At 40.8% G+C, this 20,280-nt stretch carries 26 protein-coding genes; 9 read left to right on the forward strand and 17 right to left on the reverse strand.

The features are described from left to right. Window positions 1–42: 42 nt before the first annotated feature. From PGP85_RS11580 to PGP85_RS11620, 9 genes are all read right to left on the reverse strand, one after another. A complete protein-coding gene (locus PGP85_RS11580) occupies window positions 43–1,023 on the reverse strand; it encodes a hypothetical protein (RefSeq protein ID WP_270327589.1) in 981 nt (326 codons plus the stop codon). A gap of 29 nt (window positions 1,024–1,052) precedes the next feature. Further along, on the reverse strand, window positions 1,053–1,808 hold the full coding sequence (locus PGP85_RS11585; RefSeq protein WP_270327592.1) for a winged helix-turn-helix domain-containing protein: 756 nt from the start codon (window positions 1,806–1,808) through the stop codon (window positions 1,053–1,055). Window positions 1,809–1,886: 78 nt separating this feature from the next. After that, the gene (locus PGP85_RS11590) at window positions 1,887–2,102 is read right to left on the reverse strand and encodes a hypothetical protein (protein WP_010741521.1); all 216 of its coding nucleotides are present in this window, start codon (window positions 2,100–2,102) and stop codon (window positions 1,887–1,889) included. A gap of 18 nt (window positions 2,103–2,120) precedes the next feature. Further along, complete coding sequence (locus PGP85_RS11595) at window positions 2,121–4,286, reverse strand: WxL domain-containing protein (RefSeq protein WP_270327594.1); 2,166 nt, start codon at window positions 4,284–4,286, stop codon at window positions 2,121–2,123. Beyond that, window positions 4,283–4,714 carry an LPXTG cell wall anchor domain-containing protein gene (locus tag PGP85_RS11600; RefSeq protein ID WP_270327596.1) on the reverse strand — a complete coding sequence of 144 codons (432 nt, stop codon included), beginning with the start codon at window positions 4,712–4,714 and terminating at the stop codon, window positions 4,283–4,285. The genes PGP85_RS11595 and PGP85_RS11600 overlap by 4 nt, the downstream gene beginning before the upstream one ends. Next, entirely contained in the window at window positions 4,711–5,226 is a 516-nt protein-coding gene (locus tag PGP85_RS11605) for a DUF3324 domain-containing protein (protein ID WP_270327598.1), read from the reverse strand. Before PGP85_RS11605 ends, PGP85_RS11600 begins: the two co-directional genes overlap by 4 nt. Next, window positions 5,223–5,426, reverse strand: a complete 204-nt coding sequence (locus PGP85_RS11610) for a hypothetical protein (RefSeq protein ID WP_270327601.1) — start codon at window positions 5,424–5,426, stop codon at window positions 5,223–5,225. The genes PGP85_RS11605 and PGP85_RS11610 overlap by 4 nt, the downstream gene beginning before the upstream one ends. Window positions 5,427–5,500: 74 nt before the next feature. Further along, on the reverse strand, window positions 5,501–6,292 hold the full coding sequence (locus tag PGP85_RS11615; RefSeq protein ID WP_270327604.1) for a WxL domain-containing protein: 792 nt from the start codon (window positions 6,290–6,292) through the stop codon (window positions 5,501–5,503). 353 nt (window positions 6,293–6,645) lie between these two features. After that, window positions 6,646–7,761, reverse strand: a complete 1,116-nt coding sequence (locus tag PGP85_RS11620; protein ID WP_270327606.1) for a tyrosine-type recombinase/integrase — start codon at window positions 7,759–7,761, stop codon at window positions 6,646–6,648. Between the two features lie 537 nt (window positions 7,762–8,298). On the opposite strand from PGP85_RS11620, the gene PGP85_RS11625 reads away from it, so the two are divergent. From PGP85_RS11625 to PGP85_RS11650, 6 genes are all read left to right on the forward strand, one after another. Then, on the forward strand, window positions 8,299–9,015 hold the full coding sequence (locus tag PGP85_RS11625) for a hypothetical protein (RefSeq protein WP_270327608.1): 717 nt from the start codon (window positions 8,299–8,301) through the stop codon (window positions 9,013–9,015). Between the two features lie 289 nt (window positions 9,016–9,304). Continuing rightward, window positions 9,305–9,520: a hypothetical protein gene (locus tag PGP85_RS11630; RefSeq protein ID WP_010741246.1), complete on the forward strand. Its 216-nt coding sequence runs from the start codon at window positions 9,305–9,307 to the stop codon at window positions 9,518–9,520. A 26-nt stretch (window positions 9,521–9,546) separates the two neighbouring features. Beyond that, on the forward strand, window positions 9,547–9,759 hold the full coding sequence (locus tag PGP85_RS11635; RefSeq protein ID WP_010741247.1) for a DUF2922 family protein: 213 nt from the start codon (window positions 9,547–9,549) through the stop codon (window positions 9,757–9,759). Between the two features lie 66 nt (window positions 9,760–9,825). Then, window positions 9,826–10,209, forward strand: a complete 384-nt coding sequence (locus PGP85_RS11640; protein WP_010741248.1) for a hypothetical protein — start codon at window positions 9,826–9,828, stop codon at window positions 10,207–10,209. 47 nt (window positions 10,210–10,256) lie between these two features. After that, window positions 10,257–10,841 carry a DUF2922 family protein gene (locus PGP85_RS11645; protein WP_270327610.1) on the forward strand — a complete coding sequence of 195 codons (585 nt, stop codon included), beginning with the start codon at window positions 10,257–10,259 and terminating at the stop codon, window positions 10,839–10,841. 116 nt (window positions 10,842–10,957) lie between these two features. Further along, entirely contained in the window at window positions 10,958–11,050 is a 93-nt protein-coding gene (locus PGP85_RS11650) for a type I toxin-antitoxin system Fst family toxin (protein ID WP_178981148.1), read from the forward strand. A 102-nt stretch (window positions 11,051–11,152) separates the two neighbouring features. Here the strand turns inward: PGP85_RS11650 and PGP85_RS11655 are convergent, their stop codons facing one another. From PGP85_RS11655 to PGP85_RS11670, 4 genes are all read right to left on the reverse strand, one after another. Next, the gene (locus tag PGP85_RS11655; RefSeq protein ID WP_270327616.1) at window positions 11,153–12,079 is read right to left on the reverse strand and encodes a LacI family DNA-binding transcriptional regulator; all 927 of its coding nucleotides are present in this window, start codon (window positions 12,077–12,079) and stop codon (window positions 11,153–11,155) included. A gap of 14 nt (window positions 12,080–12,093) precedes the next feature. Further along, entirely contained in the window at window positions 12,094–12,864 is a 771-nt protein-coding gene (locus PGP85_RS11660) for an HAD family hydrolase (RefSeq protein ID WP_270327618.1), read from the reverse strand. A gap of 32 nt (window positions 12,865–12,896) precedes the next feature. Beyond that, the gene (locus tag PGP85_RS11665; protein ID WP_270327620.1) at window positions 12,897–13,175 is read right to left on the reverse strand and encodes a hypothetical protein; all 279 of its coding nucleotides are present in this window, start codon (window positions 13,173–13,175) and stop codon (window positions 12,897–12,899) included. Between the two features lie 159 nt (window positions 13,176–13,334). Further along, entirely contained in the window at window positions 13,335–14,309 is a 975-nt protein-coding gene (locus PGP85_RS11670; protein ID WP_270327621.1) for a MerR family transcriptional regulator, read from the reverse strand. Between the two features lie 290 nt (window positions 14,310–14,599). On the opposite strand from PGP85_RS11670, the gene PGP85_RS11675 reads away from it, so the two are divergent. From PGP85_RS11675 to PGP85_RS11685, 3 genes are all read left to right on the forward strand, one after another. After that, the gene (locus PGP85_RS11675; protein ID WP_270327622.1) at window positions 14,600–15,460 is read left to right on the forward strand and encodes an Rpn family recombination-promoting nuclease/putative transposase; all 861 of its coding nucleotides are present in this window, start codon (window positions 14,600–14,602) and stop codon (window positions 15,458–15,460) included. Between the two features lie 171 nt (window positions 15,461–15,631). After that, window positions 15,632–15,955, forward strand: a complete 324-nt coding sequence (locus tag PGP85_RS11680; RefSeq protein ID WP_270327623.1) for a GNAT family N-acetyltransferase — start codon at window positions 15,632–15,634, stop codon at window positions 15,953–15,955. A gap of 341 nt (window positions 15,956–16,296) precedes the next feature. After that, entirely contained in the window at window positions 16,297–16,629 is a 333-nt protein-coding gene (locus PGP85_RS11685; protein WP_178981136.1) for a hypothetical protein, read from the forward strand. 50 nt (window positions 16,630–16,679) lie between these two features. Here PGP85_RS11685 and PGP85_RS11690 read toward each other — a convergent pair whose 3' ends face one another. The 4 genes from PGP85_RS11690 to PGP85_RS11705 are packed head-to-tail and all read right to left on the reverse strand — an operon-like array spanning window position 16,680 to window position 20,255. Further along, window positions 16,680–17,981 carry an MFS transporter gene (locus PGP85_RS11690; RefSeq protein ID WP_270327627.1) on the reverse strand — a complete coding sequence of 434 codons (1,302 nt, stop codon included), beginning with the start codon at window positions 17,979–17,981 and terminating at the stop codon, window positions 16,680–16,682. Window positions 17,982–18,006: 25 nt separating this feature from the next. Continuing rightward, the gene (locus tag PGP85_RS11695) at window positions 18,007–18,714 is read right to left on the reverse strand and encodes a flavodoxin family protein (RefSeq protein ID WP_270327628.1); all 708 of its coding nucleotides are present in this window, start codon (window positions 18,712–18,714) and stop codon (window positions 18,007–18,009) included. A gap of 26 nt (window positions 18,715–18,740) precedes the next feature. Then, the gene (locus PGP85_RS11700) at window positions 18,741–19,358 is read right to left on the reverse strand and encodes an NAD(P)H-binding protein (RefSeq protein ID WP_270327629.1); all 618 of its coding nucleotides are present in this window, start codon (window positions 19,356–19,358) and stop codon (window positions 18,741–18,743) included. A 30-nt stretch (window positions 19,359–19,388) separates the two neighbouring features. Then, on the reverse strand, window positions 19,389–20,255 hold the full coding sequence (locus PGP85_RS11705; protein WP_010741260.1) for an aldo/keto reductase: 867 nt from the start codon (window positions 20,253–20,255) through the stop codon (window positions 19,389–19,391). Window positions 20,256–20,280: the final 25 nt, after the last annotated feature.

A 20,280-nucleotide genomic window follows, 5' to 3' on the forward strand; every position in this document is an offset into this window, starting at 1 on the left:
TCTAATAGTCGTTTTACTGAAAAAAGAAAGGTAAGGCTTCTCCTAAGATTTTAAATACTCAAGTTGCATATTGTAATTTTTTGTCCGTTTTCCTAACTGCTTGTATTTGTATTGAATTAGTCTACTTTTATCATCTTCATGCGTAGATAAAACTAATTGTGTATCTGAAAATTCTTCAGCAAGAATATCTGCGAAAGAATGAGCACTTAGTTCATCAATTGACTGGAGTGGATCATCTATTAAAATCAACTCCAACTGATTTTCTTTTGAATAGACTTTTCGAATAGCTAGTAATAATGATAGAACAACTCCATTCAATTGTCCCATACTTAATATATTAAAAATATCTGTGTCTTTATCCGCTACTTTAAAATAGACTTGAGTATCATTGACCTCTACATCAACCCCTAAACCCAATTGATAATTTTGAATTATTCTGCCACTGAAAATATAGAGCGGGATTCTTATTTTTTTTACGAATGCATTTTGATATTTCTTCAGAGCGCTAGTGTTGCAATTTAGAAGTGCCTCTAATACTGATACATATTTTATTGATTTTTCTTTATGTATCAAACTGTATTTTTCGTTTTTCTCAAGCAAATTCTTTATATCTAGTTGTTTCTTCACATATTTATCTAAATACTTGCTTTGGATATATATCTCTTTTTTTTCAATCATCTCAACTGTAATTTGAGGTTTTTTATTTTCGAAAACCTCTGAACATATGCCTTGATCTTTCCACTCCGCTAACTGTGCTTCTTCTAAGGATTCATCTGATTTTCTTAGTATCGAGAGCGGGTACTCTGTCATTTTTTTTACGAGTTCCTTCACTTCCGCATTGGCGATCGTTTCACTTAAAATGACATGCTGGAAGGCTTTTATCATGTCGCTGTTTGGTGTTTCAAATAGACACGCATCGATCATCGTGGTTGACGTGAATACTTCATGCCCTAATTGCCTCAATCTTTTTTCAAACGATTGTTCATTTAAGGTGTTCTTGGTTAATAGTAAAATCTGACTCATTCAGGTTCCTTCTTTCTATCATTCCATAGTTAAATACTGATGCTCTTTGGGTAATTCCGAAACTCGCCTTTCATTAGGCATTGATAAAAGTAAGCGTTCAATTGATAACCCTCACCCCAAAGCGTCATTACCGCATCTTCTATTCCATAAGCCTCGGACACTTTCTTTCGAATTCTCGCCACAGATGAGGATAGTTGGCTCAGTTTAGAATTTTGATTCTTCGACCGCCAACCGTGGCACAGTTCATCTCTTGCTAATGAAAGGTTTTCCGCCGCCATCAATCGATTAATAATGCCTTTTTCTAATTTGGTGAAATGAATGTCCGAAAAATAGAGCGGAAAAGCTTTCTTCTTAAAATCCGACAATGGTTGGTCGCCATAAAAAGGCTGAACCATCTGACCATTACTAAACTCGATCTGGTTTAAAAGCGTCTTATGGATTAATTTTTCGCGTAGCCTTTCTAAAGATGTGCTGGCTAAAATCCAGTCAAAGATATGCCAGTTGCTCCATTCTGCTGACGCCTCATCTGTAGGTTCTTCACCCACGATTCGTAGTAAACAATCCGTACTGAATTGGTCGCCAAATGCTTTCGCTTCAGTATCTGAGATAGTCTCACTCAAGAAGACCCATTGAAACGACTTCATGAAATGATCCACTCTGCCCGAGTTCTCCCAATTTTCCCAGATAGAAACGGACACCAACACTTCGTAATTCAATTTTTGTAGCTGTTCCTGCAAATAGCTTTCGACCGAAATATTCTTCGTTAAGATCAAGATTCGATTCATTTTCCACCTCTTTTTTATGGAATCCAAGACAACAAATTGATATGTATAAACCGCCCGATCGCTCGAGCGGTCTTGTAGTTAGTTGGTTAATTGTTGCTGAATCATGACGTAAAGACTAATACTCATCACGACCCAAGCAACGGCTAGTAAAAACATTCCCCAATTGGCTAGTAGATACGTCAGTTTCTTTTGTCCTGTCTGCTCACAAAAAGCCAGATCTTTGACTAAGAAAAAGACTGCTAGGAACAAAACAATGACGCCCATTCCCGCCGATAGCCAGACATAATTGTACATAGTTACTCTCTCACTTTCCTATGGTGCAGTGGTCAAAGTCCAATCCATATCTGCTTGATAAGACAATCCAGCTATACCAGAATGCGCCATCAAATCTAACTCCACATTAGCGATATCATATTCCAAATGATAAACGCCTCGATTCGTATTATTGGTCAACGCCACTGTGCTGCTATCGGATGGAATATTGATCGATCCCGTTAAATCCACATAGCTCAAAGACTCGTTATGTTTGTTATAATTTTGAACATCCATCAATACACCATTTCTCAACTTAAGCGTAGTCGTTGTTGGCAATGTTTTTGTTCCACTGGTGAACTGACCAAGCTTCGCTGATAAGCTCCATCCGCCGGTACTCTCATTATCCATGAAACGAATGTACGGATGGTAGCCAGACCGATACGCCGACGCATCCAATCCTTTTGTCTGAGCAAATGGTTTCACTTCGACTTCACCAAATCGGAAATCTGGAATATTAATCAAACCAGCAGTCCCCACAGGTTTCAAGTTCGGTTCATCAGGATCATCGATTCGGACAAAGTTATCTGCCTTCACTGGTGTAGGAATATTTCCTGACACCTCAATTTCCGCTGGCAGCACTTGATTCACTGCGCCGGAAGCCGTTGTTGTAAAAGTAATATCCGCATAGTTATTAACACCACCATTAGGAATCGTGATACCAGAAAGGTTCACACCTGATGCCCAATCTCCTGGATTAACAGTAAAATCCTGAGGGCTTCCACCTGCTGGTGTAACCGTTACTTGAACAGGATTAGATAATCCAGTGGACCAGTTAGACGTAGCTTTTAAAACTAAGTCTTTCAGTGGTGCTCCACCAGTATTTTCTAAACGTGATGACCAAGAAACAGTGTCATTGTTATCAACTATTTGAGGGGTTGGTTTTAAATCCAAACTAGCAGTCGTTTTTGACAATTTATAAATGTATTCTATGCCTACATTCCCAGATATGTTTCCTGTTGTAGGTGTTGTTCTCTTTGTGCCCGCTGGGTCAGTATTATACTTCCACCCAATATATTCCCAAGATTTACCTCCAGCATCAACCTTTGTATCGCCAATAGTATGTGGAATCGTAAATTGTGAATCCTTCTCTATGTCAAGCGGAGTAGTCGAGTCCCAAGCTGGATCGATCTGCATACCTGATTCATCTACGTATTTTTCGATAAGCTTAACACTTAGAGCATAGACAACCGTGATCTGCCCTTCTTGATCAAAATTAGGAACACCTGAATCTGTATAATCCACAGTAATACTTGGTGGATTGCTTTGACTTAAAGTACCTGGTTTTGTTGGCCCTTTGTAGGAGCCTTTCAACAAGTACGTATTTCCACCAGTAGTGTAACTATTCGGCACCGAATTCAATGTATGAGTGTATTGCTCGGCATTCGCATAGGTAAGCTTCCCTTGTGTAAATCCTGCTGGTGGCGTAATAGTTGCACCAGAATCATCAACAAAATTCTCTTTTACTTCATAAGGTATAGCGACAAAATAAATCTTCTTTCCAGCTTTATTTACCGAAGTAGTATGATACGCTCCATAACTGGTAGGAGTGCCTCCGCCCATTTGAATCGAAGCAAACTCAACAGTTGGTCTATTCCAAGATCCTGTTAAATAATTTGATTCTTTCCAACTAAAAGTTCCATTTCCTAAATTATTAAATTTATTATTTGAATCTGATAATGGATAATCCTTATCTTCAGAATTTATTTTTTGCCAAGTACCAGCATACTGGTCGCCAATTGAACGGAATGTCTTTACAGACCCTAGCGTGATAGATTTAATATTTTTTTTTGGTACAATTCGAAGGTTCGTATAGTAAATATAGGAAAAATTACTCCAACCCACAATGGGATAGTCATACCAATTTCCCATATCAAATATTCCATAACTATGATGATAATTTCCATTTAACGGCGTAACAGATATATCCTGAACTCGAACTGTATTCTTTTTTGTTGGATAAGAAGTCTCATCCTCAATATCGACTAATACTATTGCGTCGTTATAAGCTGTTCCATCTTGAAGTCTCATATCAAAATCTAGGGCAAGCTCCTTCTTAAAATCTACAGGAGGTGGGGCCGCTTGCGCTTCTTGTGAAATTCCCATGCTACCTAAAAGTAGTATGAGAAAACCAATCTTCGTAAAATTCTTCTTTAACAATCTCATACCCTCTTCCTCCTATTCTTTCTCAAATAGAAGAAAACAAGGACAACCATTCCCATACCAATCAGAGCAATATTCTTACTGATAAATTCTCCTGTTTGCGGTAAGACTTTTCTGGCAGTATCGGTAATATAATCCCAATAGCCTCCGCCACTGCTTCCACCTCTAGTATTTGTTACCGGCAAAACTTGACCTTTACTGCTAGATTCGACAGTGGCGCTTGAATCTGTTGTAGGGCTGGTGCTACTTGAACTAGTGGTTGAAGTAGTCGTAGTAGTTGTTGGTTCGGTCGAACTGCTTGTACTAGTGGGATCATAAAATCCGACACCAACTGGTGATTGTCCTTCATGACTTGCTGCTAATACCGACGCACAACTGACACTTAGGCAAAATAGCACGGCGGCTACATAAAACCCGATTTTTTTCTTCACTCGTCTCCCTCCTTCGCTTTCTTTCGCTTGATGAGACGTAACATTAAGAACAGCACCAGAATCACAGTCACTGCCAGCACGCCGTAGAATGTCTTCGTCCACCATTCAGGGATAAACACGCGAAAGGCTGTTTGTTTATTCATCTTCTTCGCCATTTCTCTGGTGATGGTGAAATCCTCTTTGAAATCCCAGCTTTTTGTTTCCCCTTTGATTTTCCCAATGAAGGTATAATCACCTGCTGCGACCTCTTGCATCCCCCAATCGATTTGAAAAGGAAAGATTGAGTTCGGTGCTATTTTGACCGGCTTGACGGCATGCTTCGCAATTACCTTATCGCTGCCCTTTTTGGTGATTTTCCCTTCCGCTTCTAAATTCTCCATCGCTTCAGGATGAGGATTTTGGATCAAAGCTTCAAGAACCTTACTGCCATAATCAACTTCCGGTTTTAATGAAGACAATTTCAACTCCGTTTCTCCATAAATCGGCGTATTCGCATCCTCTGTCAAAATCATCCCGATCGCGTACCCAAATGATAGAAACTGATTCGATCATTGATCTGGTTTTCGGGTAAAACAGCCTGAACGGTAAAGCCTGCTCGTTTCTCATTTTCAGTCATTCCTTGCGTTTCACTCGTCTTCTCGGCATAAGCGGTTCCACCGAAAAAGGTCAATGTACCCAGCAAGAGACATAAGATAACTTTCGTCTGTTTCATCAGTACTCCTCTTAATAGAAATAGGTTGAAAATAATTGGCTCATCTTCAACCTATTTTTTCTGTCTAATCTATTTTAAATTGAATCCGTTAATGTCCAGTCCACGGTACCTGTATATTGTTCATCAGCAACTACTTTGTTCATTGGACCTGCTGGGATATTTAAGTTGATAGTGGTAAATTCTCCTTGCCAATAGCCCTCCCCACGGCCATCCGCATCGCCAGGATTCGTTTCTCCAGAGGCGCTCATAATTAACGTACTTGCTTTTTTCAATTCTACTGATGTAGTCATATTATCTGGTGTGTGCGCATCAAAACTAAGAGATGTTGGTGTTGATGTCCATGGATTCGTTGGCGGTGTTGCGGGCGTCAACTTATTGATCCCTTGAGTCATTGTAATTGTTGCCCCATCTAATTTTTTACTCGCGCTAACCGCTAAATCATCCGTTAATTTCGCTTCCAATCTCCACCCAGCAGCACGTTTCCCACGAACATCTCCAACCGCAAAATGTTTGGTAGTCGGATTACTACCTGTAGGTATCGGGGCAGGGACACCCGGATTGCCTTCCAAATTAGTATCAATTGGGATGACAGTTGTTGCAGTAACTACAGTCGTTGGTACCGCTGTTTCTTGGAAGTTGAATTCTTTTGGTACATATAGCAAACCAAAATCACCTACTGGTGGAATAACTGGATCAATGATTGGTGGCCCAATCGGAGGAGTTACTAGTCCTCCTGATTTAAATTTTATTGACCCCGTAGAACTTTGACCGTAAGTCGCCGCATCTGCCGGTAATGCAGTAGTGACCAAGATGCCACCCAGAAAAGCCGTACTTAACAAACCTGTTACTAATTTCTTCTTATTCATCTCTTTCTCTCCTTAAAATAATTTAATTTTGTATATCAAAAATGTACATACGATACATTTGATACTAAAATAAGAACAATAGGTAAAATTTTAAGCTGATTCAAGATTTCTTTTCCAGTTTTGATTAAAACTAGGATTTAGTCTATAAACGTTGTTATAACAACGTTTATCTATAGTAACTGACGGTAGCTGACGGCTTTTGGCTTTGTTTGTGAATTTTACCGAATTCTTTTTTATAATTTTTCGAAAAAAAAATAAATTATTAATTAACAATTTTTAGTAAGCGCTTACTTCAGGAGAGCAAAAAGGAGTACGCCAATAAAGGGAAATTCTTTTAAAAAAACGCTCGCTATTTAATTATGTTGTCTATTAGCGATCTCCATCCGGTAAATAACTTCTATCCGTTGCTCCATCATTGAGTCTGCATAGGTATCTAGAGTTAGCTTTGTCGAAGCGTGTCCCAGCATTGCACTAACAGATAGGATATCGCTTTGTACTTCTAAACAACGTGTCGCAAAGGTATGGCGTAGTTGATGGAAATGAATCTCCTCTAATCCGCATTTCTTTCGTAATTGATGGAAATGATAGGTTAACAACCGTGGTTCCATTGGATGATTGTTTGTGGAGAATACAAATCTCCCTTTGGCTCGTCGTTGGTGTTTTAATAGTTCTCGTCTTAATGATTTACTCATTGGAATTGAACGTGTACCGGAATCGGTCTTGGTAGAACCAATGACTAATTGTGTTTTTTGATCTTTCAGGCTTAATGCGATTCGCTGATAAGTACGATTCACATGGATTAAGTTACGATCAAAATCAATATCGCTCCATTGTAAAGCAGCGATTTCTCCGATCCTAAGTCCTGTATACAATGCTAGATAAGTTGGTAAGCCGTGATCTTTCTTCTCCTTTAATGCCATTTTCTCAAGGTTGGATTGTTCCTTTTTGGTTAATGAGCGAATTTTCTTGTTACTTGCTTTCGGCAATTTAATTGTTAAAAAGGGATTCTCCTTTACCTTATTTTTTTCTTTCGCATAGCTTAGGCATTGGTTCATGACTCGTAAAATTACCTGCATCGTAGAAAGCTGCAATCCTCGTTCAAACCATTCCTTAACGACTCTTTTTCCGATTTCTTCGTTTAACTCATTCAAATAGAAATGCCCAATAAAGGGAAAGACGTAGTTAAACAGTTTATATTGGTAGGAACTATACGTAGAAGGTTTTATCTCTTTTTGTATTTCTTGTAACCAAAGTTTTCCCCATTCCTCTAGAGGAATACAGGCGTCCCCGTAGATTTCTTGCTGTGTGTGATAGTGGGCTTTCAATGAATAGAGTTTGATTCGAACCTCTTGAAAAGCTTTTCCATAGACATAGCCATATTTGATCTGTCCGTTGGTTTTATAGCCCTTTTTGTAGCGACCTTCCCAACGTCCATCCTTTCGTTTGTAAATGTTTTCTCCTCTGCGCATAATTTCTTCCTCCTGACGGCTTAATTGACGGTAAATATCTCGTTACTTTAAACGATTTCAGCTCTAATCCACTTCTTTTTAATGCTATTCTCTGTTAATAGAATATTAAAAATGTCTTTTTTTAATAAATTAAAACTATATATTGATTATTCTTATGCGTTATCATATAATAAAAACAAATCAATTCATTTTTTTATTAGATAATTGTTTTTTAGAAAGAATTTTATTCCTAGTTTTAATCAGACTATGTAATAATTTAAATGAAAATAACATCCATAGCAATCAAATATCACCTAAATAAATGAAGGCATTTTCTCTAAAACGTTGAGAAAATGCCTTTTTTCATGTCGAAAATAGTTTTCATATTTTTTATAAATAAAAATAAGGATTAATTTCCCTATTTTATTTAATAATTCGCAAAAGCCGTTTTTTTGTTTTTCTTTTTTTCAAATAAAAAATAACACCATCTCAAAAAATTTTTTTATCGTATAGTTGTTTTAGAACCACAATTAAGCGCTTTTATGAGGAGGAGTTAAAATGAATGAAATTAGTATTGAGGATATTTTGGATTACAGATGTTGGAATCCGATGTGGGACGCTTTTCTTTCTGTTACGGATATTTATGATCCATTGGAGATTCAGGAGATTATCTGCATTGTTCCCATGCCTGATCGCTCGGGTGTCCTGATCATTTCTGACAGCGGTTTTTATACTACAAACGAAACAGCTCTAAATGCTTTAAAGCAATTCTCTTTCGCTCACTGTCTTCCCGAGTACCCTGTTCTGTCTTCTGTTCTTAAAGATATTGGTGCCTTTGGGAGATACAAATTCCCCTGGGCTTGTCCGAATTTTACCTTGTGTCCATTAGAAGGAGTCAGACAAAGCGTCTGGATCAATCCCCTCAAAATAGAAAATATCTATGAATTGGGCGGTCTTCATTATGCGCAATTGTTGAACGGGATAAAACTGATGGTGCCTGTTCAACGCTACTATGCTCTTTTACGGTCTGAGATTGCTTGTGGAGTTTTGGCAGCGATTCGCCAAGATACCTCTGATCTTTCTAGTCGGCCGATGGACTACTTGAAGATTCCTAACACTTCCTTTGGACGGAGTCTGGTCAAACGTCCCTTACTTAAAAAGTTTGTCACCTGTAAATATGAGATTCATCGCCGCTACCAACGCGCACGCTTTCTTCATTATTTCGAAAAATTAGAAAAAAATCCGCAAGATCTTCATTGGGAAAATTGGCAATAGAACGTACAAATAGCTGGATGACTCGTTCATCCGGCTATTTTTCTATCCTTCAGCCCCTTTAAGAAGCAAAACCTTCACTATACTTCTTTTCGCTGAGACAAGTCAAAGACCAATTTCGATTTTGACTGTCCAACTTCGAACATTCAAAACGAAAACTCAACGTTTCTAAGCCCTAAACATTCGAAATTGAACCGTTGAGATCGAAATTGCGGTTCGCTTTATTTTTTTAAATCCGCTATCTTTTAGTCACCGGCCGGAACAAAAATACAAAATATGGAGGCGTTGAAAAATGATTCAAAAATTAGGCACCAAATTACAAGTCCATTTATCACAACTAGGCGTACAGAAATTAAAGAAAGTCACCTTCCAAAATATCGTCGATGATCCTGACGAAAATGAAATCATCACATTAGGTGAGATCATGAAGGATTTAGACAAAGACGGTACCTTGCTCGATGGCGTGATCGTCACTAGTCAATCGCGAGTAACGAAATCAAGTAACTAATTAGAAAAGAAAAGGAGGAAATAAACGTGAAGAAAATTGTAGCGATCTTTAAAACCAGCGTTGGCCGCTCTCAAACATGGAGCTACGCTGATCCTGGTGAAGGCAAATCAACCGAAGAAATCCGCGGCATTTTAGAAAGATTCACTCTGCTGCATCTATTTGAAAAGGACGGCGAAAAGCTTTTTAACGAAGTCGTCAGCGCCAAGTATGTCGAAACTGTGGAAACAATCATTTTTTAATCAACAGCATTTAAGGAGCCGCGGCGCAGCAGCCGTGCTCCTTCCTTAAAAGGAGGAGGAAAATCTATGAATGAGCAGCTCTTGTCGTGCCGACAATTGTTTAATTTGAAACCAAAGACCTTAGAAACAAGAATCACCAATTTTTATAACCAAACGCAAAATAGCAGTTTAACGATCCAATATATCCTGACGTTACGCGTGAGATATCAGCTCGGTGCGCAAGAGTTTGCTCACATTTTGAAGGATCTTGTCCGCTACCTGTTCATGAATACCAAAGCGACCCGGACTATGAAGCGGTTCTTTTACTACTTCCAAGATTACTTCATGGCACCGGAATGGCGTTCACTGCGTTTACGATTATTCACTGTTAGAAGTTTTGGTGAGAAAGTTATGTCCATCGCCCGTTCCTTAGTCTCAGCTGTCCGTCCTGATGAAACAAACGAACCTTGATAGATACGAATGACCTGCGCAAAGAAAGATAGAGAGGAGAATAGGCAATGGCAAACTTAATCGTGACCTTCCTGAACGGGGAAGGAAAAAATCATGACTGGACGTACAAAGATGTGGACACTACTTTGTCAGGACCAGAGATCAAAGAAGCTTGCGAACTACTGACGAACTTAGATATTTTTGAAAAAGATGGCGTAAAACTATTTGATTCTGTGGTTACTGCCAAGACTGTAACGACCATTGAAACAACGATTTTTGATGATGAGGCGGAGCAACCGATCAGCAAGAAACCAGCTATACCAAAAATGGCGCCTTTTCCACACACAGAACTTGTGGATAATGTGGAAAAGTCTGGGGAAATCTATTTTTACAAAGCGACCCCTGTGGATAAGGTGGGTATAACTCAAGAGCCTTCTTCAGAACCGAGAATTAGCTCCCATTTATTAACAAAAAATGCGACACAAATCGGAGAAATACGCACGATAAATATTGAAGAAAATTCTGCTGAAAGCCCTTCAGATCAACCGCCACCGCAGCAATCCCAAGAATCGGTGAGAACAAAAACCAGTCTGCTCAATTGGTTTCGCAGAAATAAAAATCGGAATAAGGACGACCCGGATATTGGCTCATAAAGCGTGGTTTCCCCATGATTTCCACAGCTAAATTCTGCCTTTCTCTAACGAACTGCGCGTAGGTACCCGCTCACGTCGTCACCCTCCAGATTGATTGGAGAGGAGGTGATGAAAACTTGAGTGAGCTCATACGATATGTCCTCGCGCCACTCTTTGTGGGGCTGATCATTGCCCTCGTCAACCACTGGTTGAGCGGGCATGATCCGTGACGACTGAAACGTAAATACACCTGCGGCCATTTTCGCCGCAGGTGCTTACATATAGAATGTGAACAAAAAAGAGAGCATCTGCCCTCTTTTCTATTTCTCAGCTTATCGTTTTATTAAGGTAGGTTCGATCATGATCTTGTCTTTTCTATTTTCGATAAATTGCCGAAAGGCTTCACGACCGCTCTTCGACAGATGATAATCAATCGTTGAGAGGTTCAGAAGCTTGCTGGCTAGTAGATTGTCCTGCCCAATAATCAGCGGGGTCTTTTTGCCGCGGTAAAAATCATAGATGCCCGCGCTGACTTCATCGCCGTTTGTGAGGATGCCGTCTACTTGATTGTTCTCATAGAAGAATTGACCGGCTCGATAGCCATCTTCATAGGTCCGACAGTTGCGCACGACACTTGATTCATCGAAGGAGTCGAAATTGGCCTTCGCTAACTGTAAAAAGATCTTCGTACTATTGCTGTAGCGTTCGTTTCTGCCTACGGTCATCCCGATCTTTTTGATGTTGTGTTCAAAGAAATAGGCCATCGCATCCATGAAGGCTTGCTCTCGATCAATCGAAACACTCGCTACCTCTTCATCCGGGACCGATTCACAAAAGATCAATGGTCCGTATTGCTGGTATTCAAGTATCTTCTGTAGACTATTTACCTTTGAAGTAATAAAGAGGCCATCGTATTGTTTGGTAGAGAAATCCTCCAAGTAGCTCAGTTCTGTTTCCCGATCATAGTTCGTAGGCAAAAGCGTGACCTTATAATTGTGTTTAAAGGCTTCTTCGGCTATGCCGCTAACTAACTGTTCAAAGTACGGCCGCTGGAGGGATGGAATGATCACCCCGATATTGTAGGTCTTCCCGATGCTTAAATTTCTAGCGATCGAATTCGGACGATAATTCAGCTCTTTGATCAGCTTCAAAATTTCCTGTCTTTTTTCCTCATCCACATAGGGATAATTATTGACGACACGGGAAATCATCGTGGTCGAATATCCTGAAAGCTTGGCCAATTCATTGATCGTTACCATAAACAAACTCCTTATCAAATAAGTGATAGTCTTTTCAGCGCGTTAAAAATACCGTCATCATCGTTCGTATCCGTGACCATATCCGCACATCCCTTTACCTCCTGCGAAGCATTGCCCATCGCCACACCGATTCCTGAAGCTTGCAGCATTTCCCGATCATTCAAGCCATCACCAAAAGAGACAATATCTTCTTTTACAAACCCCATCTGTTCAGCTAACTCCAAGATAGTCGCTGCCTTTGACCCGCCAGTCGGAATGATATCCACCCCTGCTTCATGCCAGCGAACAAAATCAAACTTAGAAAAATGCGGTTCGATCTTCTGATCAACTGTGTGATCATAAAAGGCCAGGACCTGATAAACAAGTTCTTCTTTTTTGTCGTGCAGAGGTGGCAATGATCCGCCGACATAGCTCATAGCCTCACGCATTTTTCTCAAATCAAAACTAGACACACGATGCAATTGATTCAAGGTAACAATGACCGAGTCTACTTCCAGCTGAGAGAACTTGTCCAATAGGCTAAACAGATCATCGGCGGCTAATTCGCTGCCGATGATCTGTTTATGTTCAATGAATCCAATCGCACCGTTGCAGACGATATAATTTTGAAAACCCAGCAGCTGAATAATCGGCTTTGCGTACAATAAACTTCTGCCTGTCGCTACAAACAAGGTATGCCCTTGCTGCTTCAATCGCGTCAATGCTTCAAGTGTGGAGAAAGGGACGTTCTTCTTACTCCCTAACAGTGTACCATCAATATCAAAAACAACCATTTTTTTCTTCATCGTCGAAGCATTCACTCCCTATCCCTACTTTCCTAGCTGAAAACCAGTGCCTCTTTTAAATAAGACACGACATGGTTCCCATAATCAATAAACGTATACCAGTTTCGATCATAAAAAATGGCAAACTTGCTGACGCCCTTCTCCTGCATGACACAAGCATCGTCAATCTCGGACAAATTGATCCGCCGTTCGATGTTCTTAGCAACCATTCCCTTTGGCTTTTCCAGCAGCAGCGTATTTCCCACAATCGCTACTGAAACATAATAATAATCAATGCCCAACATGTCCGTGATTTCTACTACTGAATTCATCTGAAACCCTCCTTTTGTCTTCCTGTTACTTCTAGTCTAATTTATGAAACCCATTGCAATGCAAGGGATTTCATCACACTTTTTTCACTTTGCCTCGAACCATACAAAAACACCTGCGGCTTCTGTCCCGCAGGTGTTGATTATCTATGATTAGTTTTTCTACAATTCTTCTTTCAATTTTATCGGGACATACCGTTGCATTTGTCTATAGCCGAGTCCCTTTTCGATATCCTGCTGATACTTATTTTCCTCATCTAAATAAGGCATGTTGAACATAAAGCTGCGCGTCGTATCAACCTCGAAGTTTGTACTTTCGACCCATTGAAAGATTTTGTCCTGAACTTTTTGGATACTCTCGTCGTCTTCATCAATGCTGACTGCCATCGCATACAAGCCGCCAGAAAAATCGATTAGTTTGAGCGGATGTACATCTGCTTCGCTGACCCCGTCTTTGACTGCGCAGATCATAGTAGCCTTGTCTTCATTTAGCAGCATAAAATCTAAACAATCAAAGATCACCGGACGGTATAAAGGAAAATGCTGCCATAGCTGGAACATATAACCGCCCTTTTTAAAGATGTCTTCAAACGTTTGTTTTCCCGATGTTACCGCTCTAAACGGAGGAATTCTTATAACCATCACGTCTGGAACTTTTTTATCCAACTTATCCGTAATTTCAATCAAGCGATTGATATTCGCCGGTTTTCCAATATAGTCTACATTGACGATTTGTGTCTCTATATCTTTTGCCTTGTCATACAATTGCTTGATATCCGCATTATCAGAAAAATTCATTCGTTCTATTTCCTCGATAAAATCAAGCACAATCGTTTTCAATTCATTCAGTAAAGATACCTCATCATCGATATTCTCTACTTTTTTTCCTAATACTTCTAAAACAACATCAGATCCAGATGCCTTAAAAATCCGCTGAATATCCTTGATACTGATATTCAATTTTCGCAAAATAAGAATTTGCTCGATTCGCCTAACCGCACTTTCGTCGTACATTCTATACGCCGATCCTTCGCTGCGAGTACTGTTCAGTAAACCCATGTCCTCATAATAGCGCAACGCCCGTGCTGTGATATTGTACTTACTGGAAACGTCCCTGATCTTCACTAAATTATTCATCCTTCATCTCCTCTTCCCATGACCTACTGTTATTATGAACTCTTACCCAAAGGAAGAGTCAAGATTTTTTTGGTAATGGGGCTGAAGGGACCTGCTACATTTACGGTGCGACAATCTTCCTCTCCCTTAGATTGTCTCTGCTCAAATTTATAAACCCTGTTGCACTTCAAGTGGGTTCTTTTACGTATCTTAGAGTGAAAGAACTTTGAACACTGCTGATAGGCCATGCTATAATTGAGGCGAGAAAAACCATTCAGCATGTAAGTTTTCTAGCTGAAAGGTGTGAAAGAATGCAAACATATTTACCTACGAATGATCTATTATTCAAGAAGATGCTGACCTCTGAAGATTCCCCGCATATCCTAAAAGCTTTCGTCAAAGACCTGCTGGGCATCGAGTTCCAGACACTTACGCCAAAAGAAACGTATCATATTGACATTTATAAAAAATCGTTTGAAGAAATGGACCTAATGAGAACAGAAGTGGATATTCTAGCCACTGGAGAAGACGGCAGCCATGCGACAATCGAGTGCCAGATTCAGCCGCACGCTTATTTCTGTGAACGCTCGCTCTTTTACTTGGCCGAAGCTTTTTGCAGTCCCTTTGGCAATCTCGAAACAAATGACTTCATCCGAGACAATAATTTTTCCGCCTTGCGCCCGGCCTATGGAATCAATATCGTAGATTTCCATTTATTCGATCAGAAGCAAGATGCCTTACAAATTTTTCGTTTATTGAATGACCAGGCTCATCAATCATTTCTTGGAACCAATAAAAAGGAGCTGCTGATCCTATGCTTCTTCAGCTTAAAAAATAAAAATAGAGAAAAGCAAAGTGCTATCTATCACTGGCAGTACTTCTTAAAGACTGGTAACGTTCACGATCATGCCCCTGACTATATTAAAGAAGCCAAACACAAAGTCGATTATTACACTCTTGGAACGGAGGAAAAAGAAATGATCATGAAAATCGATAAATCAAAAGCCATTAATGATGCCGTGATCTCCACCGCTCGGATGGAAGGAATTGAGAAAGGCCATTTTGAAGTAGCGCTTAACTTAATTAACATGAATTTTCCTATAGAACAAATAGCCAAGGCTACTGACTTGCCTATTGAGGAAATCAAAAAGCTCAAAGATTCCCATGATTAGCTTCATGCACCTAAATTTCGAGTTTGGATTATCCCTTGTTCTTACTTGCTGCTTCTTCTAAAATGAAGGTATCAAAGCAAAGGAGGTTCTTGTTTGACTAACTTGTGTTTATTACTGGTGATTTGCTCTTAACTCAGATGAAAAAATTCATTTAATAAGGAGAGCAAAACAATGAACATTACTATTCGAGAAACAACGTCGGAAGATAACGAAACCATCTATCAAGTCGAAAAGCGTGCCTTTGGAGAATTGGACGAGGCGGATCTGACTGAGAAGCTACTAGCGGATTCCAGCGCAAAACCACTGCTGTCTCTTTTAGCCTACTCTGAAGATAAAGCGGTCGGTCACATCCTTTTTACGAAAGCCGTGATTGTGAATCAAGAACAGCTTTCCGTCATGATCCTTGGTCCATTAGCCGTTGTACCGGATTATCAGAAACAAGGAATTGGCGGTCTGCTGATCAGAGAAGGCCTGCGTCTGTTGAAAGCTAAATAGGTTGAGCTAGTCTTTGTCTTAGGACATATCGACTATTATCCGAAGCATGGTTTCAAACCCGCTTTGCCGCTGGGCTTCCAAGCTCCCTACCCTGTTGAAAAAGGAAAAGAAGATGCGTGGATGGTTCAAGCTTTAGACTCTGATTTTCCAATTGATCAGTATGCTGGAACAGTGCGTTGCTGCGATGCCTTTATGCAGCCGGAATATTGGAGAGAATAGAACGTTCAGACCCTTATACCAAACTTTGGTATAAGGGTTTTTCTTTGCAGATTCGCGGGAATTTGAGTATAACTGAAGAAAATAAACCCTCGCGAAAGTGTGAGAAAGGGAGACCATAAAAAATGTATTCATTAGTTCCCGAAAATATGTATGAAATCGAACAAAAGTTGAACTATCTAAGAGGCGAAGGCAAAGACATTACCGAAGAAGAAGTGATTCGCCAAGCTGTGCTGGATAATGGGCAGCAAATCCTTGATGGCGACCTAGAAGGACCCTATTGGAAACTAAAATGGCAGCCGGAAGATCAGACCCTCGCTGTTTTTGACATCATGAACAAAGAGGTCGGTACCGTCAGCAGCTTGTCGGGGTCATTCATCGAAGACTTCCGTAAAAGTGCGCCGAATGTGATCCGTCAGCTTGCAGAAGAAATTCAAAAAATCGTTAATAATAATTAATACGCAAAAACCAGCTAGAGCGATTATCTAGCTGGTTTTTTGTGTCTCTTTTATCCATTATTCGAACGAACAAATACAGCGACTACCACGACTGAGATGACGGTGAATAGTGCCATCAGCCAAATCTCCGTTTGAAAGTTGTTCGTAATTGAGACGATCAAGGACAAACCGATTGGTCCGCCTATTTGATGCATCGTATTGGTCACACCGCTGGCGATACCCGCCAGTTCGGGCGGCGCTTCATGGACACCCGCTGAGGTAACTGGTGCCAAAATCAAGCCCTGACCTAAACCAAGTATCAGCATCGGAATAAGAATGGCGCCCCAATAGCCATTTGCTGTGTTTGAAAATGCAAGCAGGATTAAACCTGCCGCCAAAATAATCTCCCCAACCAATAAAATCTTATTATTGCCAAATCGAGCCGTTAATCGCGGCAGCTGCATCGCTACGATAAAGTTCACGATCGTAAGCGGCAAGAAAGCCATCCCAGATTGTAAGGCAGAAAAGCCGTACTGACTCTGCATCATCTGCGGTAAAAAGAACCAAAACGGCAGCATCGCCATCATGAATAAAAGGCGCGCCACATATGCGCCGGAGCGTATTCTATTTTTAAATAGTGATAAAGGCAAAAGCGGGAAAGACGTGCTTCGTTCATGCATAATGAACAGTCCTAGAATAATGATCCCCGCAAGGACGAATAGCCCCTTTCCTTCAGTGAAACCATAGATAACTCCAATCAAGCCTACGATTGATAGAAGACTTCCGAGGTAATCGATCGTTTCTTTTTTCCTTTCAGAGTTCTCCACAAATCGTAAAGTTAGGAAGAACAAGATCAACGTAAAAGGTACATTAATCAGAAAACCTGCTCGCCAAGAAATGAGACTCGTCAAGCCACCGCCTACTAATAAGCCCACACTCGAACCGATCCCAGCCGTTGCGCCATAGTACGAAATGGCCCGTTGCCGCATATTATTTTTATAAGCATCCATGATCAAGGCTAAGGTCGTTGGCGCAATAATGGAGCTGCCGATCCCTTGCACAGCCCGCATCGCGATGACCATCTCCGGTGTTTGAGACAATCCGATGATCAATGAGCTGACCCCAAAAATAATCAGTCCCACTAAAAAGATGCGTTTTCTCCCTAATAAATCTGAGAGGCGCCCGCTTAAAAGTAAAAAGCCGCCAAATGTCAGCGTGTAGGCACTAGATACCCACGAAAGCGCGGCGGCAGATAGCCCTAAACTCTCTCCAATCTGTACGGAGCTCGTAAAAATAATCGAGTTATCCATTAATATCAAAAAATACGCGAGCAATGTGATCGGTAAGATCATACCAAATTTCTGTTTATTCAAATTGTTTAACTTCTTTCTATTTCGTTCATTGTCCGATTTTTTTTAACCATGCAGCTATTTCCCGCGAGACTTCTGTTTTTCTTTGCCCTTCAATATCCAGCAAGACGCCATCCGTTTCTCTGCCGCCTTCCACTGAAAAACCTTCAAGGGTTCTCGCTCCCTTAACGCCAGTCCTGATCTGTTCAAAACTTGATCCTGCGCCATAACCGCCATTGGTGTTAAACGGGATCACTGTTTTCCCAGTAAAATCATGGCGATCCATGAAGGTGACCACTGCTTGCGGCAACGCCATATTCCAAGTAGGAACGCCAATGAAGATCCGATCATAGCTTTCAAAATCAGGAATAGCTGTCTTTAGCTCTGGCAGTACAGCTTCATTTTGTTCTCGTTCATTCTGCGCGACTTCTTGTCGGTAGTTTGAAGGCCGCTCCTGTTTCGTTTCGATCTGTGCTAAATCACCGCCTACTTTGGCTTGGATCAATTCCGCGACGACTTTAGTGTTTCCAGTTCGTGAATAGTACACGATCAATGTTTTTGTTTTTTTCATGTCTAACGCTTCCTTTTCTCCCCTTGATTGGCTGATAAAAATCCCGCCAACGGCTGCCGCGATCGCTAGTAATATCAAGATGCGTTTCTTGTTAATCGTATGTATTTCCCCGCTTTCAGAGTCCCTTCCGTTCACAAAAAAGGCCATAGCACAGCGCAAAGAACTGCTATGCCACAGCCTAGTCATTCATCAGCCAACATCCATCAGAGAAATCAATAAAAATCTGGTTTTGCTTTGTTTTCTGATCCGGGTTCCCATAAACCAATGCTGGCTTTGAGATCATTCCGTTTGCCAGTGATATTATCCACGACAAATTGTGCGATCGCCCGTCTCGTAATCTGAGCACCTAAAAAGGGTTCACCTTTTGGACTTGCGACATAATCACTTCGGGTGCCGTTGTATAACCAAGTCATCCGCATATAGGTGTACGCCAGATCACTTGCTTCTAGAGCTTCAATCCCGCGATTATGAGCGATGCTTCCGCCCATCATTCGACTATTCCAAGCGGCGAAAGGTTCAGCGACTTCGCCGTAGACACTTAACACACCTGCTTGGATAATGCGCTTCACACCCGTTTTGTGCATCGCCTCTATCACAACTTCGGTAATCTTTTTATTATCAAAATTCATGTAAACAACGTCTTGATGCGCCATTGCTTTTACTAAATTGGCTAAATTTCCGGCATCGCCAGTCACCTTCGTTACATTTTCATAGGGTAAGCTGTCGGCGTTCCGACCGAAGAGTGTCAGTTTCAGATCCGATTGCTCTTGTAATAGCGGAATCAACACCTCTGGAATTTGTCCGCCTGCGCCAATGATCAGTACGTTCATTTTACGTTTCCCTCTTTCAAATCCTGCGACTTATTTCTCGGTATCTAGCATCCGATTCATGAACCACTCTACTTGTTGCGGTGCATCATGATCGAAGAAAGCTGATTCCTTCATATCCAAGCTTGCGATTTTCTCAATGTCTTCCTTCGTTAATTCGAAATCAAAGACATCAATATTTTCCGCCATCCGTTCAGGTCGAACGGATTTCGCCAAAGCGACGATTCCCCGTTGCATCAACCAGCGAAGAACGACTTGCCCAACTGATTTGCCATATTGTGCGCCGATTTCTGCTAAAACTGGATTGGTGAATAATTCATGATGTCCTTCCGCAAATGGTGCCCATGCTTCTATTTGCACACCGTATTTTTCATGCCATTCTTGGTCTTCGATTCGTTGATTCCAAGGATTTACTTCGATTTGGTTGATTTGCGGTTTTACTTCATTCAAGCCGACGAACTCAATCATTTTCGCTGATTTGAAATTGGATACGCCGATTGCTCGTAATTTTCCGGCTTTTTGTGCAGCAACCATCGCTCTCCACGCGCCATAAGTATCGCCATAAGGTTGGTGAATCAAGTAAAGATCCAAATAATCCAAGCCCATTACAGTTAATGATTGTTCAATAGTTTCAGCGGCCTTAGCTTCAGGTGCTTGTAAGATAAACAGTTTAGACGTGACAAAAAGTTCTTCACGGGTAACGAGACCTTCATCGATTGCTCGTTTGATTCCTTCCCCGGTTTCCTTCTCGTTGCCATAGACAGATGCGGTATCGATCAATCGATAACCTGCTTGAATCGCTTGATAAACGGCTTCTGCTGTTTCAGCTAACGGAATTTGATACACTCCGAATCCTAGCTGCGGCATTTCTACACCATTGTTCAATTTGATTGTTTGCATTTATTTTTCCTCCTCTAACTTGATT

It is taken from the genome of Enterococcus malodoratus, from assembly GCF_027659535.1.
In the GTDB taxonomy this organism is placed as follows: domain Bacteria; phylum Bacillota; class Bacilli; order Lactobacillales; family Enterococcaceae; genus Enterococcus_A; species Enterococcus_A malodoratus.